This is a genomic window from Microbacterium sp. C-MGS6 (assembly GCF_058140415.1).
In genome coordinates this window covers 2,120,277-2,134,238 of sequence record NZ_CM176934.1, presented here as the reverse complement: position 1 = coordinate 2,134,238, position 13,962 = coordinate 2,120,277, and the positions used below count along the sequence as shown (strand labels likewise).

The window sequence follows — 13,962 nt, the reverse complement described above, 5'->3', positions numbered from 1 at the left end:
TCAGCGGCTCCTCAGCGTCGGGTTGGTGATGTTCTCGACGGCACGGCCCATCAGGGTGAACGACAGCACGACGAGGACGATGGCGATGCCGGGCACGAGCACGTACCACCAGTAGCCGCTGGTCGCCGCGGAGACGTCCATCGCGTTCTTCAGGATCGAGCCCCAGGACTGCAGCGTGGTGTCGCCGAGGCCGAGGAACGCCAGGGTGGATTCGGAGATGATCGCCGAGCCGACCGTGAGCGTCGTGTTGGCGAGCACGAGCGGCAGCACCCCGGGGAGGAGGTGCTTCATGATGATGTGCCAGTGCCCGGCGCCGAGGGCCCGCGAGCGTTCGATGTAGTCGCGCGACTCCACGGAGAGGGTCTGCGCGCGGACGACGCGGGCGGTACCGGCCCACGAGGTCAGGCCGATCGCGATGATGATGGTCCAGACGCCGCGGCTCAGCACCGACGACAGCACGATCGCGAGGATCAGCGACGGCAGCACGAGGAAGAAGTCGATGATGCGCATCATCAGCCCGCCGAAGAAGCCGGTGAAGTGGCCCGCCGAGAGGCCGACGAGAGTGCCGATGATCATCGACATCGCCGTGGCGGCGAGGCCGACGAGCAGGGACACCCTGGCGCCCCACACCATGCGGACCCAGATCTCGCGACCCTGATGGTCAGTGCCGAGGGGATGCTCCCAGGACGGCGGGGCGAAGCGCTGCACGTCGACGAGCTTCGTGACGTCGAGCATGCTGGCGGGGGCGATCACGGGGGCGAAGATCGCGATGAGCGCGACGATCACGAGGAAGACGAGGCCCACCATGCCCGCCCGGTGCTGGGCGAACTGCCGGCAGAAGTCGACGAACGCGGTGCCGCGGCGGTGCCACGCCAGAGCACGGGGGGAACGGATGGTCGGGGATGCCGTGGTCATGCGCGCCTCACCCTCGGGTCGAGCTGACGGTAGATGAGGTCCGCGATGAGGTTCATCGCGATGATGATCGTGGAGAACACCACGAAGGTACCCTGCAGGAGCGGGAGGTCGGGTCCGGAGATGGCCTCGAAGGTCAGCTTCCCGAGCCCGGGCCAGGAGAACACCGTCTCCACCGTGACCGCCCCGGCGATGAGGCCGCCGATGTGCATGAAGACGAGCGTCACGGTCGGCAACAGGGCGTTGGGGACGGCGTGCCGACGGCGGACGAGGTCTTCCCTGAGGCCCTTGGCCCGCGCGGTCGTGAGGTAGTCGGCGCCCATCTCCTCGAGGAGCGAGCTGCGCATCACCATCAGGTACTGCGCGTAGACGACCGCGACCATCGTGATGACCGGGAGCACCATGTGCGAGATCACGTCCAGGACCGCGCCGACCGGATCGGTGGGCGGGTTGGGGGAGACCATGCCTCCGGTCGGGAACCAGTGCAGCGTGCCGCCGAAGATCATCAGGAGCAGCAGCGCCAGCCAGAAGGTCGGTACCGACCAGAACACGAGCGAGGTGCCGGAGACGATGCGGTCGAAGGTGGAGCCGTGCTTCCAGGCCGCCTTCTGACCGAGCCAGAGACCGAGCGCGATCGCGATGATCGCCGCCGTGCCGGTGAGGAGGATCGTGTTCCAGAAGTACTGGCCGATGAGCTCGGACACGGAGGTGCGGTAGACGTAGCTCGTGCCGAAGTTCAGGGTGAACACGTTGCCGAGGTAGTCGACGAACTGCTGCCACAGGGGCTTGTTCAGGCCGAGCTGCTCGCGTAGCTGGTCGGCCTGCTCGGCGCTCATGCCGCGCTCACGGGCGATCGAGGCGACCGGATCGCCCGGCAGGATCTTGAAGGCGAAGAATCCGAGGAGGATCACCATCGCCAGGCTGATGGCCGCGCCGCCGAGCTTGACCAGGAAGTAGCGGAGGGCGCCGACGCCCTTCGGCTGCTCCTCGGCCGCGGCGCTCGTCGCGATGGCGGAGGTGGACGGGGGAACCGCGTTGGACATGGGGGTCTCCTTACAGCGGACCGGGAGACGCCGCGGGGGCGGAAGCCCGCCACCCGCGGCGTCTCGCCGGACTCATTCGACGTCGGCGATGTTGCGGCGACGGATCAGGAAGAAGATGAGTCCTCCGATCAGGACCACCCCCACCACGACGCCTCCGATGATGAGTCCGGTGTTCGTGCCGGTGCCGCCGGCGGTCGCCCCCTCGACGGGCTCGACGGTCAGGTAGCCCCAGTAGCCGGCCTGGTTGGCGATGATGCCGCCGTCCTTCGGCTGCAGGGTGAAGCCTGTGAAGCGGTCGGAGCGGTAGGCCTCCAGCGAGTTGGCGTACCAGGTCGCGACCTGCGCGGTGTCGGTGTAGTTCAGCGCGAGCATGTCGTGCACGATCTCCTGGCGCTTCTCCGGGTCGATCTCGGAGCGCTGCGCGGCGTACATCTCGTCGAACTCCGGGTTGCAGTACCCGTCCTGCGTGGTGCCGCCGGTGCCGTCGGTCGCGGTCGGCAGATTCATGCAGGTGTTGATGCCCAGCTGGTAGTCGGGGTCGGGATTGACCGACCAGCCGCTGAAGTACAGGTCGTAGTCGCCGGACGTGGCCTTCGCGCTGATCGTGTCGGAGTCGGTGGACTCGACCGTGATCTCGATCCCGATGTCCTTCATCCACGGGACGAAGAAGTCGGAGATGGACTGCTCGTTGGCATCGTCCGCATCCGTCAGCAGGCGCAGGCTCAGGCGCTGACCGTCCTTCTCGCGGATGCCGTCCGCGCCGGGAACCCAGCCGGCCTCGTCGAGCTTCGCCTGTGCGGCCTCGGGGTCGAAGCCGACGATCACGTCGTCGTCGTCGGAGAGGTGCCACTTCGGGAAGGACGCCGGGATGAAGCTCGTCGCGAGCGTGCCCTCGCCGTCCAGCACCTTGTCGAGCAGGGTGGCCGTGTCGGTGCCGAGGCGGATGGCCTGGCGGACCTCGAGCTCCTTCAGCGCGGCGTTGCCGGTGCCGTAGGGCACGTTGTCGCGCGTCTGCTGACCGACGTTGATGCTGATCGAGTGGTAGCGGCGGCCCTCGCCGGAGTGCGTGGTGACGCCGTCGACGCCGTCGAGTGCCGAGAACTGGGTCGGGGTGAGGCCGGTGACGAGGTCGACGTCGCCCGCCTTGAGCGCCTGCACCTGGGCGTCGGAGTTCGTGTAGTACACGTACTGGATCGCGTCGATCTTGGGGGCGCCGCGCCAGAAGTTCTCATTCGCCTTCAGCACGATGGACTGGTTGGCCGAGTAGCTGTCGAGGACGAACGGACCGGAGCCGACGACGTCGGCGTCGTTGGTGAAGGTGGTGGGGTCGTCGACCGCCTCCCAGATGTGCTTCGGGACGATCGGGATCTCCGAGCCGGGGTTCGGGGCCTGCGGCGTCTTCAGGGTGATCACGACGGTCTTGTCGTCGGGGGTCTCGACGGTGTCGAAGTTCGAGACGAGGTTGCCGTTGGCGGTGCCGAGGGCGGGGACCGTCATCATCTGGTCGTACGTGTACTTCACGTCGGCGGAGGTGATGGGCTCACCGTCCGACCAGACGAGGTCGTCCTGGAGGGTGAAGGTCCAGGTCTGGCCGCCGTCCGTCGCCTCCCAGGAGTCCGCGAGGCCCTTCGTGGGGGAGCCGTCCTCGGCGTCGTTCTGCACGAGCGACTCGTAGACGTACCGGATGATGTTCGTCGGCGTCAGGTAGATCGAGATGAACGGGTTGAACGTGTCCACGAACCCGGAGGTGGCGATCCGGAGCGTCGTCTCGGACGCCGGGGACTCGGTGGCGGCGCTGACGGACTGCGCCTGGGCGGCGCCGGCCGGAGCGGCGATGAGGAGCGCGGAGGCGATCGCGGCGGCGGTCAGACTTCGCACGGTTCTGGAGCGGGGGGCAAGACGCATGGAAGGTCCCTTCGGGCGCCGCCCGGATCCACAGTGAAGCCGGGTCGGTGCTGACCATGCAAGCGGAAGACGGCCGCGCGGTCAAGACATTCGATGCGTATCGCGGAAGAAAAGTGTCGCCATCCCGAAAGATCGCCGGCCGTCGAGGGGGTGTAACACGGCGGAAACACGCGGATGCCAGGATGCGCCCGGTGAGATCGACGAGGCGGACGGTGGTCACTCGCCCCAGACATCCGGAACGTATCCCGGGCCGGTTCTGCTCGGGCACGGGAACCGGAATCGTATCGTCACTCCGTCGGGATGGTGAGCACGGCGCGCAGGAGGGCGATGCGTTCGTGCAGGGAGGAACGCAGGAAGTGCTCGTCCACCGCGTGCGCGCCGCCACCCCGCGGGCCGAGGCCGTCGACCGTCGGGATCCCGCCCCCGCCGAGGAGGTTGGTGTCGCCCGCGCCGGCCGCGGGGCGGCCGTCGACGTGCTGGCCGAGCGCGGCCCCTTCCTCGGCGATCCGCGCGAGGAAGGTGGCGTCCGCCGCGGAGGCACGCCAGGCGGGTCGGGCGCTGAGCACGGCGACCTCGACGTGGGCGCCAGGGCGCACGGGGGTCAGACCGCGGAGAGCGGCGAGGACGCGCTCCTCGGAGTCCGGGTCGAGGAAGCGGAGTCCTATCTCGGCCGCGGCCTGCGCCGGCACCACGTTGGTGCGCGCCCCGCCGTCGATGACCCCGACGTTGCAGAGCACCGGGCTCGGCAGATCCGGGTCGGCGACGATCGCGCGGACCCGCAGGAGCTGGTCGACGAGTTCGTCGATCGCCGAGACGCCGTGCTCCGGGTCGAGCGCGGCGTGGGCCGCACGTCCGGTGACGGCGATGCGCACCCGGGCACTGCCGCGGCGGCCGACCTTGAGGGCGCCGTCGGGATGCGGGGACTCGAACCCGATGGCGCAGGCCGCACCTCGAGCCCGCTCCGCGAGCAGAGGGCCCGAGACCGGCGAGCCGATCTCCTCGTCCGCGACCAGCACGATCCGCACGGCTCGCCGCTGTGCGAGCGGCAGGGGCTGCAGGCGGCGCAGCGTCTCCAGCATCACGACGATGCCGGCTTTCATGTCGTAGGAGCCGGGGCCGCGCACGACATCGCCCTCCTCGCTCCATGGCAGGTCGTGCGCCAGCGTGCCGACCGGCCACACGGTGTCGGTGTGGCCGATGAGGAGCACCGGGTCTCCGGTGCCGAGGACGTCGATGACGAGATCCGTCCCGAGCTCGTGCGGGACCCGCTGGACGGTGCCGCCGACGCCGGCGAACCACGCGGACAGCAGGTCGGCGATACGGCCGCTCGCCTCGACGTCGCGGCTCGGCGTCTCGAGCAGCACGAGTTCGCGCACGAGTGCGATGATGTCGTCGGAAGGATGGTCCGCGTCGCGCACTGCCGAAGGAGTCGTCACGGTTACGAACCGTATCTTGCCCCTTGATCACCCCGCAACCCGCCGATAGCATCGCTCAGAGCAGCAGGACTTCTCGATCTTAGGAAACGTATCGTGCCTCTTTCTTCGGTGGCCGCCGGTGTCGCCCACGGCTGCCGCGAACTCACCCAGTACGCCGAGTTCCGTGAGGCCGCCGCGCTGTACGCCCGCGTCTTCGCCTACACGGAGAACGAGTACGCGCTCAACGCCAACCTGCTCACCGCCCTCGCCCGCAACGGTGGTTCCGCGGTCGGCGCCTTCGCCGACGACGGAACGCTGATCGGATTCGCCTACGGCTTCGCCGGCTGCGACACCGCCGGTGCGTCGTTCCACTATTCGCAGGCGGCGGCCGTCGACGCCGCGCACCAGGGGCGGGGCGTCGGCCAGGCACTCAAGTTCGCGCAGCGCGCGGTGGCTCTGCGCTGGGGGCAGCGGACGATGCGGTGGACGTTCGATCCGCTGCTCTCGCGCAACGCCCATTTCAACCTGAGCTCGCTCGGCGCCGTCGGCATCGCGTACGAACGGGACTACTACGCCCGTCCCGACACCGACCGCCTGGTGGTCTCCTGGGATCTGGACGCCGCCGATCACCCGACCCGCCGCACCCTCCCGGTCCCGCCTGAACTCGGGCCGGACGACTGGGGGCGGGCCGTGGCGGCGGACGGCGGCACCTGGATCGCGATCCCGACCCGCCCCGGCGAGCTCGACGCCGAGGATCGTGCGGTGCTGCGGCGGGATCTGGAGCGGACGATGACTGCGGCGTTCCGCCGCGGGGACGTCCTCGTCGGGGCCGTGCGCCTCGACGACGACACGGCGGTCTACCGCGCGACACCCGGGGAGGGTACGGCATGAACGACCACGACCACGACCAGGAGGATCGCGACCTCGTCTCTCCGCGGGACCGCTACGGCGAGCGCATCCGTACCAACCTCTCCGCCGAGAGCATCCAGGCGCGGATCATCGAGACCGAGCAGCGCACGCTCGCCCAGACCTTCGAGGAGCTCAGCCGATCGGCCCAGGTCCCGCAGGCCGCCGCGCTGCTGCTCGGTGCCCGACGACGGTATGTGGCAGGCGAGGGCAAGGCGGCGGCGTACGCGCAACTGCTCAATGCGGATCTCTCGGCGACGCTGTCGAACGTGTTCCTCGTCGACGGGCACGCGCTGCAGCCGCTCACCGTGCTCACGGACGTGCGGGCCAGCGACGTGCTCATCGCGTTCTCCCTGCGGCGCTACCGCGAGGAGACCGTGCGGCTCGGGCGGCTCTTCCATGAAGCCGGGGGTCAGCTCGTCGTCATCACGGACAGTGAGGACGCCCCGCTCGCATCGATCGCGACCTCGCTCATCCGGGTGCGCACCGGATCCGCCTCGTATGCCGACTCCCCGACCCCGGTCGCGGCGGTGTGCCACCTGCTCAGTGCGCTCACCACGGCGAGCGCGAAGGGCGCGCGGAGGCGGCTGGCCGAACGGGACCGGCTGGTGGCACGGCTGGGTCTCTACGGCCCCGAGACGCCGCGCCCCCGCACCGAGGAGGACGCGTGAGGGTCGTCCGCGTCCGGCTGTTCGCCCTTCGACAGCCGCTGCGTCACAGCTTCGAGACGAGTTCGCACCGCAAGTCCGGCATCGAGCACGTGCTCGTCGAGGTCACCGATGCCGACGGGCAGACCGGCTGGGGGGAGATCGCGTCGCCGAGCGATCCGTTCTACGGCGCGGAGACCACGGTCACCGCGTGGGAGATCGCCACGCGCTACCTCGTGCCCGCGCTGCTCCGTGCGGACGGGGACGAGCCGGCGGCTCTGGAGGCGTCGTGGGCACGCGTCCGCGGGCATGAGTTCGCGAAGGCCGGGTTCTCCGGAGCGGTGTGGGACCTGTCCTCCCGGATGCGCGGGATCGCGCTCGCCGCGGCCCTGGGCGGGACGCGCGACGAGGTCGTCGCCGGGGTGTCGCTGGGGATCGAGCCGTCGCTCGACGAGCTGCTCGCCCAGGTCGAGCTGCAGCGCGCGGCCGGCTACCCGCGCGTCAAGCTCAAGATCGCTCCGGGGTGGGACGTGGAGCCCGTGCGCGCGGTGCGCGGTGCCTTCCCCGACCTCGACCTCCACGTGGATGCGAACGGAGCCTACGCGGATGACGACCGGGCGGCCGAGGTGTTCAGGCGCCTGGACCGTGAGGCGCTCACCATGATCGAGCAGCCCTTCGCGCCGCGGGATCTCGTGGCCCACGCCGATCTGCAGGCGCGGCTCGACACGGACGTGTGCCTGGACGAGTCGGTCGTCGACCTCGGCGACCTGCGGACCATGATCCGGCTGGGTGCAGGGCGGGTCCTCAACATCAAGGTGTCGCGGATGGGCGGGCTGACCGTCGCCCGCGCCGCGCACGACATGGCACGCGATGCGGGCATCCCGGTGTGGTGCGGGGGGATGCACGAGTTCGGCGTCGGGCGGGCCGCGAACGTCGCGCTGTCCTCGCTCCCGGGCTTCCTGCTCCCGTCGGACGTGTCGGGTTCGGACAAGTACTACGAGTCCGACATCATCACCCCTCCGGTGACGGCCGTCGCGGGCCGGGTCACCGTCCCCACCGGACCGGGGATCGGACACGAGGTGCTCGCCGAGCGCATCGCCCGTGACGCGTCCCGGGTCTTCGACTCCTCCGCGGCCGAGGCCCCCGAGGCCGTCCTGACCGCGGGCTGACCGGCCCCCGAACCTGCGAGAGCGGAATCCCATGCGTGCACTGCTGCTGTACCGGCTCGATCTCGCCGACGAAGCCGCGGAGGACGGGATCCACCCGGTCGACCCGCGGGAGCCGATCATCCGGGCGACCGACCTCGGCGTGACCCGCGGCGACGGCGTGTTCGAGACCGCTGTCGTGCGTCGGGCCAGGCCGCAGGCCCTGGAGTCGCACCTCGCACGACTGGAGCGTTCGGCGCAGCTCCTGGGGCTGCCCGTGCCACGCCGCGAGCGGTGGGCACGGGCGGTGCGCCACGCAGCCGTCGAGGTGTCCCGTCCCGGAGTGCTCCGCGAGGGGGAGATCGCCTCGATCAAGTTCGCGATGACCCGCGGGGACGAGATCGACCCGGCCGGGCCGACGGGGTGGGTGCTGGGCTTCGCGGGCGAGGACCCGGAGGCCGTCCGCGCGCGGGGCGTCTCCGCGGTGGTCCTCGACCGCGGATATAGGCACGACGTCATGGCGACGGCGCCCTGGCTGCTGCAGGGGGCGAAATCCCTCGCGTACGCGGTGAACCAGGCGGCCCTGCGGGAGGCGCGGAGCCGGGGCGCGGACGATGTCATCTTCGTCAGCGCCGACGGTTTCGTGCTCGAAGGGCCGCGGTCGACGCTGATCGCGCTGCTCGACGGGACGCTGGTCACGCCACCGCCCGAGCACGGGGTGCTCCCCGGGACGACCCAGGCCGACGTCTTCGCAGGACTCGCCGACATGCCCTCCCGCATCGGTCCGCTGGTGCGGGACGATCTGGAGCGGGCGGAGACGCTGTGGCTCTGCTCCAGCACGCGCGGCGCCGTGCCCGTGCGGGAGCTGGACGGCGTCGCGCGCCGCGTGGACCCCGCTCTCACCGCGCGGATGAACGCGGTGCTGGATGGACGAGAGGACTGAGATGGTCGACGAGGACCTGCCGATCGATCGGGTGATCGACGGCCACAACGATCTCGCCTGGGCGAGCAGGACGCTGCTCGGCTACCGGGTCGCGGAGCTCGCCGGGTCGGTGGCGGCCACGCAGACCGACCTGCCGCGACTGGTCGCCGGCGGGGTCGCCGGCCAGTTCTGGTCGGTCTGGGTCGATCCCGTGCTGGAGGGGGCGGAGCAGGTCGTGGCCACGCTCGAGCAGATCGACTTCGTGCGCCGGCTCGTCGACGCCCACCCGCAGCGCTTCGCGATCGCTCGGACGGCGGCCGACGTGCGTGCGGCGATGGCCGAGGGGCGGATCGCCTCGCTCATCGGCATCGAGGGCGGCGACCAGCTCGGCGGATCGCTGGCCGTGCTGCGGCAGTTCGCGCGTCTCGGCGCGCGGTATCTCACCCTCACCTGGTCGCGGACGATCGCTTGGGCGGACTCCGCGACCGACGAGGCGCGCCACGGCGGTCTGACGGACTTCGGACGCGAGGTGGTGCGCGAGATGAACCGCATCGGTGTGCTCGTCGACCTCTCGCACGTCGCTCCGACGACGATGCGGCACGCGCTCGAGGTCACGACGCGCCCGGTGATGGTCAGCCACTCCGGCGCCTTCGCCCTGTGCGACCACCCCCGCAACGTGCCGGACGACGTGCTCGCCGCGATCGGCGGGCAGGGCGGCGTCGTGATGGTGCCGTTCGTGCCCACGTTCGTCTCGCAGGCCCGCCGCGACTGGTGGGAGGCCGGGGGAGAGGGAGAGGCCCCGCGCGTCGGTGTCGCCGACGTCGCCGATCACCTCGATCATGTGCGTCGCGTGGCCGGCGCGCATGCGGTCGGGATCGGTGCCGACTACGACGGCTCCGATGCGATGCCGGACGGTCTCGGCGACGTCTCGGGGTATCCGGCCCTGTTCGCCGAGCTGCGGCGTCGCGGCTGGTCGGAGGACGACCTCCGGGCGGCGGCCCACGAGAACGTCCTCCGCGTGCTGGAGGCCTCCGACCCCGACCACGAGGCCTTCCTGGACGGCCGCGCAGGAGAGCCCGCCGCGGCCGCACTCGCGCCGGCGGTCGACACGACGATGCGGGAGGGGGCGCTGTGACCCCGCGCGTCCTCGTGATCGTGAACTCGGCGAGCTCCGGCCCGCGTCGCCTCGGCACCTGGCTGCGGGAGAAGGCGATCGACGTCGACGAGATCGTGGGAGCCGAGCAGCCGCTGCCCACCTCCCTGGACGGCTACGCAGGACTCGTGATGCTGGGCGGCGGGCTCATGCCGGACGACGATGACCGCGCGCCGTGGCTCGCGGCAGAGCGGGCGCTCGCCGCGGAGGCCATCGCCCGCGACCTCCCCACGCTCGGCATCTGTCTGGGAGGTCAGCTGCTCGCCCACGTGGCCGGCGGCGAGGTCGCCGAGAAGACCGGACCGATCGAGCGCGGCGCGACCCCCATCCGTCCGACCGCGGCCGGACGCACGGACGCCGTGTTCGCGGCGCTGGGTGACGAGGCTCCGATGATCGAGAACCATCAGGACATGATCACGCGGCTCCCTCCCGCGGCGGTGCTGCTGGCGTCGAGCGCGGCCGTCGAGAACCAGGCCTTCCGTCTAGGAGCGCGGGTGCGCGGCGTGCAGTTCCACCCCGAGGCCTCCGCCGCCGACCTCGCGCGGTGGGACGACGCGGCGCTGCGGGGAGAGGGACGCTCGCTTCCCGCGCTCATCGCCGCCGCCGAGCGCGTGCACGACCACAACACCGCGGCCAGCCGCGCGCTCATCGAGGCCTTCGCCGACGAGGTGCGCGCCGAGGTCCCGGCGTGACGCCTGCGGATGCGGGTCTCCTCGTCACGACGGATACCGCCGCGGAAGCTCTCCAGCACGGCCTGGACGAGCGCGCACGTCGTGCCGCCCCGGCCGCCATCGCCGCGGTGGCCGAACGGGGGCGCGTCCGCGCAGTGCTCACCCACGGCCATCCCCGCGCCGATGAGGCCCCGACGACGCGGGACACCGTCTTCCGCATCGCGTCGATGTCCAAGAGCTTCCTCGCCGCCACCGTGCTCTCGTTGCGCGACCGCGGTCTGCTCGACCTCCACGCGCCGATCCGCACCTACCTGCCCGATGTCCGACTGCGGCACCGCGGTGCCGACGTCGAGGTCACCGGCGACCTGCTGCTCTCCAACCGCTCGGGTCTAGGGGAGGACAACGCCTGGGTGGATCGGCACCTCGGCGCCTCCCGGGCCGAGATCGCCGCCCTGTTCGCGGGCGGGGTGCCTCTCGCGGCCGTGCCGGGAACCGTCTACCAGTACTCCAACCTCGGACAGTCGCTGCTCGGCCGCGTCGTGGAAGCGGTGACCGGGCGGACGGTGGAGGACGTGATCCGGGAGACCCTGCTCGAGCCCCTCGGGCTGCGCCGGACGGCACACGTGTCGGACGGCTTCGCGCCGGAGACGCTGGCGGGCGGGTTCCGGACGTTCGACGACGGCACCACGTTCCGCCCCGAGCCGTTCGTGGGGTCGGGCGCGCTCGGCTGCATCGGCAGCATGTTCAGCACCGTCGACGACATCGCGAGATGGATGTGGTTCCTCGGCTCGGCCTTCACCGACGACCCGCTGGCGCCCGACGTGCTGGCTCCGGCGTCGCGACGGGAGCTGCAGCAGGCCCGCACCCCGATCCCGGTGCCGTCGGCGATGTTCGACGGGCGCGACCTTGCGGGGGCCGGCTACGGCTACGGCCTCTTCGTCGAGGACGACCGGCGGTTCGGGCGGATCGTGCAGCACTCCGGCGGTCTTCCCGGATTCTCGGCGCACATGCGCTGGCACGCGGCCAGCGGCATCGGCGTCGTCGCCTTCGGGAACTCCGACGAGTTCGGCGCCCGGCGGATCGCAGGCGCCGCGCTCCAGCAGCTGCTCGAACGGACGGACGCCCCCTCCGCCGTCCTGCACCCGTGGGCGGAGACGGTCGCCGCCGCGCAGGCTCTCGACGTCGCGATCCGCTCGGGAGGGCCCGCCGCCACGTACCCGTTCCTCGCCGACCATGTGCTCGACGACATCCCGGCCGACGTCCGCGATGCCCGGCTGGCGGCACAGGTTCAGGAGATCGGCGGATTCCGCGCGGAGCAGGACCCGTTCCCCGATCGCGTGGTGGCCGCGGCGACGGAGGCCGAACTGCGCTGGCGGATCGCGGGGAACCGCGGCGACCTCCTCGTCGACGTGCGGCTGGTCGGGCTGCCGGAGCCTCGCGTGCAGGGGCTCAGCGCGGCGGTCGTCGCGCCAGGGGAGACACGTGTCGAGGGGGAGCGAGCCGGAGCGACCGAGCGGCACCTGGTCGTCCTGCCGTCGTTCTGATAGCGCTACCTGCACATATCGACCGGGTCCAAAAAACCGCCCTAGGATGGAGGCATCCCGACCCGTCCGTTCTGAGGAATCCTCATGCCCGCCACCCCTGTGCGTCGCCTCCTTCCCCTCGCCGCGCTCGCCGCCGCCACCGCCCTGGTGCTGACCGCGTGCGCCGGCCCGTCCACGGAGAGCGACGGCGGTGAGCTCGTCTGGTCGATCGAGGGCGCGAACCTGTCCGCGGGGCACATGGACCCGCAGGTGAGCCAGCTCGACGTCTCCGGCATGGTGCAGCGCGCGGTGCTCGACTCCCTGGTGTTCCAGGAGGACGACGGCACGTTCAGCCCGTGGCTCGCGACGAGCTGGGACGTCTCGCCGGACAGCACGGAGTACACCTTCACGCTGCGCGACGACGTGACCTTCACGGACGGCGAGCCGTTCGATGCGGAGGCCGTCAAGGCGAACTTCGACCGGATCGTCGACCCGGAGACGGCGTCGGCGCAGGCGGCGAGCATGCTCGGTGCAGACTTCTACGCCGGCACCGAGGTCGTCGACGACCACACGGTGAAGGTCTCGTTCACGCAGCCGTATGCGCCGTTCCTCCAGGCGGCCAGCACCCCGCAGCTCGGCTTCTACTCGCCGGCCGTGCTCGCCGAGTCGGCCGATAAGCTCAAGGCGGGCGGCCCCGACGTCACGGTCGGCACCGGGCCGTTCGTGCTCACCGAGTACACCGCCGACCAGGAGATCGTCTACACGCGCAACGATGACTACGCCTGGGGCCCGCACGAGGCGAAGGCGCCGGCGTTCGAGACGCTGCGCGTGCAGATCCAGCCGGAGGCGTCGGTGCGTACCGGAGTGATCGAGAGCGGCGAAGCCGACCTCGCCAGCAACATCCCGCCGAACCAGGTCGCCGGTCTCGACGACGCCGGCGTCACGGTCGACTCGGTGGAGTACCCGGGACTGCCCTACTCGCTCTACCTGAACGAGAAGTACGGCGTCTTCGCCGACGAGAAGGTGCGGCAGGCGTTCGCCCGCGGCATCGACGTCGACGCGGCGGTCGAGGAGATCTACTTCGGGCAGTTCCCGCGGGCGTGGAGCGTCCTCGGCAGCACGACCCCGGGCTACGACGCGTCTCTGGAGGACTCCTGGCCGTTCGATCAGGACGCCGCGAACGCCCTGCTCGACGAGGCCGGCTGGACGGAGCGCGACGCGGACGGCATCCGCATGAAGGACGGCGAGCGCCTGTCCGTGCGGTGGATCGCCTGGACCCCGGTCCCGGATGACCGCGCGGCGCTGGCCAATGCGATCCAGTCGGACCTCAAGGCCATCGGCTTCGAGGTGGAGCGCGAGGAGTTGGAGCCCGGCGCCTACAACGCCCAGTACGAGCCGAAGACGTTCGACCTCACCGACTGGGGCTTCTCCGGCGTGGACGCCGACTTCCTCCGTGCGCACCTGCACACCGACGGCTTCCAGAACGCCTCGCAGGTGAGCGATCCGGAGATCGACGCGCTCCTGGAAGAGGCCGTCGCGTCGAGTGATCAGGACGCCCGCAACGAGCTCTACACGCAGCTGCAGCAGTGGAACGCGGAGTACACGGCCATCGTCCCGCTCTACAGCCCCTCGGCGATCACGGCGGTCGGCGAGCGCGTGCAGGGCCTGGACTACGACCTCTACGGGCGGCCGCTCTTCTACGATGTGAGCCTCGGCTGAC

12 protein-coding genes are annotated in these 13,962 nt (G+C 71.0%); 8 read left to right on the top strand and 4 right to left on the bottom strand.

The genetic code is table 11. The features are described 5' to 3' along the window. From AC3B5L_RS10415 to AC3B5L_RS10400, 4 genes are all read right to left on the bottom strand, one after another. Complete coding sequence (locus AC3B5L_RS10415) at positions 1–915, bottom strand: ABC transporter permease (protein ID WP_082758500.1); 915 nt, start codon at positions 913–915, stop codon at positions 1–3. Beyond that, positions 912–1,955 (bottom strand): ABC transporter permease, encoded by a 1,044-nt coding sequence (locus AC3B5L_RS10410; protein ID WP_101845193.1) that lies wholly within the window; start codon positions 1,953–1,955, stop codon positions 912–914. The genes AC3B5L_RS10415 and AC3B5L_RS10410 overlap by 4 nt, the downstream gene beginning before the upstream one ends. A 72-nt stretch (positions 1,956–2,027) precedes the next feature. Continuing rightward, positions 2,028–3,833 carry an ABC transporter substrate-binding protein gene (locus AC3B5L_RS10405; RefSeq protein ID WP_259954566.1) on the bottom strand — a complete coding sequence of 602 codons (1,806 nt, stop codon included), beginning with the start codon at positions 3,831–3,833 and terminating at the stop codon, positions 2,028–2,030. A 314-nt stretch (positions 3,834–4,147) separates the two neighbouring features. Continuing rightward, complete coding sequence (locus AC3B5L_RS10400; RefSeq protein WP_259954568.1) at positions 4,148–5,296, bottom strand: M20 family metallopeptidase; 1,149 nt, start codon at positions 5,294–5,296, stop codon at positions 4,148–4,150. 93 nt (positions 5,297–5,389) lie between these two features. Between AC3B5L_RS10400 and AC3B5L_RS10395 the strand changes: the two genes are divergently transcribed. The 8 genes from AC3B5L_RS10395 (at position 5,390) to AC3B5L_RS10360 (ending at position 13,961) form a co-directional block, all read left to right on the top strand. Continuing rightward, positions 5,390–6,166 (top strand): hypothetical protein, encoded by a 777-nt coding sequence (locus AC3B5L_RS10395; protein WP_259954569.1) that lies wholly within the window; start codon positions 5,390–5,392, stop codon positions 6,164–6,166. After that, entirely contained in the window at positions 6,163–6,852 is a 690-nt protein-coding gene (locus tag AC3B5L_RS10390; RefSeq protein WP_259954571.1) for a MurR/RpiR family transcriptional regulator, read from the top strand. The genes AC3B5L_RS10395 and AC3B5L_RS10390 overlap by 4 nt, the downstream gene beginning before the upstream one ends. Beyond that, positions 6,849–7,997, top strand: coding sequence for an o-succinylbenzoate synthase (gene menC / locus AC3B5L_RS10385; protein ID WP_259954572.1), 1,149 nt, complete (start codon positions 6,849–6,851; stop codon positions 7,995–7,997). Before AC3B5L_RS10390 ends, menC begins: the two co-directional genes overlap by 4 nt. 31 nt (positions 7,998–8,028) lie before the next feature. Next, complete coding sequence (locus tag AC3B5L_RS10380) at positions 8,029–8,916, top strand: aminotransferase class IV (protein WP_259954573.1); 888 nt, start codon at positions 8,029–8,031, stop codon at positions 8,914–8,916. After that, positions 8,900–10,030 carry a dipeptidase gene (locus tag AC3B5L_RS10375; RefSeq protein WP_259954576.1) on the top strand — a complete coding sequence of 377 codons (1,131 nt, stop codon included), beginning with the start codon at positions 8,900–8,902 and terminating at the stop codon, positions 10,028–10,030. Before AC3B5L_RS10380 ends, AC3B5L_RS10375 begins: the two co-directional genes overlap by 17 nt. Then, complete coding sequence (locus tag AC3B5L_RS10370; protein ID WP_259954578.1) at positions 10,027–10,740, top strand: type 1 glutamine amidotransferase; 714 nt, start codon at positions 10,027–10,029, stop codon at positions 10,738–10,740. Before AC3B5L_RS10375 ends, AC3B5L_RS10370 begins: the two co-directional genes overlap by 4 nt. After that, positions 10,737–12,263, top strand: a complete 1,527-nt coding sequence (locus AC3B5L_RS10365) for a serine hydrolase domain-containing protein (protein ID WP_490095731.1) — start codon at positions 10,737–10,739, stop codon at positions 12,261–12,263. The genes AC3B5L_RS10370 and AC3B5L_RS10365 overlap by 4 nt, the downstream gene beginning before the upstream one ends. An 84-nt stretch (positions 12,264–12,347) precedes the next feature. After that, the gene (locus tag AC3B5L_RS10360) at positions 12,348–13,961 is read left to right on the top strand and encodes an ABC transporter substrate-binding protein (protein ID WP_259954580.1); all 1,614 of its coding nucleotides are present in this window, start codon (positions 12,348–12,350) and stop codon (positions 13,959–13,961) included. Position 13,962: the final 1 nt, after the last annotated feature.

Coding starts and splice junctions, on each gene's coding strand:
- AC3B5L_RS10390 (WP_259954571.1), top strand. CDS start 6,163: ATGAACGACCACGACCACGACCAGGAGGATCGCGACCTCGTCTCTCCG.
- AC3B5L_RS10375 (WP_259954576.1), top strand. CDS start 8,900: ATGGACGAGAGGACTGAGATGGTCGACGAGGACCTGCCGATCGATCGG.
- AC3B5L_RS10415 (WP_082758500.1), bottom strand. CDS start 915: ATGACCACGGCATCCCCGACCATCCGTTCCCCCCGTGCTCTGGCGTGG.
- AC3B5L_RS10360 (WP_259954580.1), top strand. CDS start 12,348: ATGCCCGCCACCCCTGTGCGTCGCCTCCTTCCCCTCGCCGCGCTCGCC.
- AC3B5L_RS10410 (WP_101845193.1), bottom strand. CDS start 1,955: ATGTCCAACGCGGTTCCCCCGTCCACCTCCGCCATCGCGACGAGCGCC.
- AC3B5L_RS10380 (WP_259954573.1), top strand. CDS start 8,029: ATGCGTGCACTGCTGCTGTACCGGCTCGATCTCGCCGACGAAGCCGCG.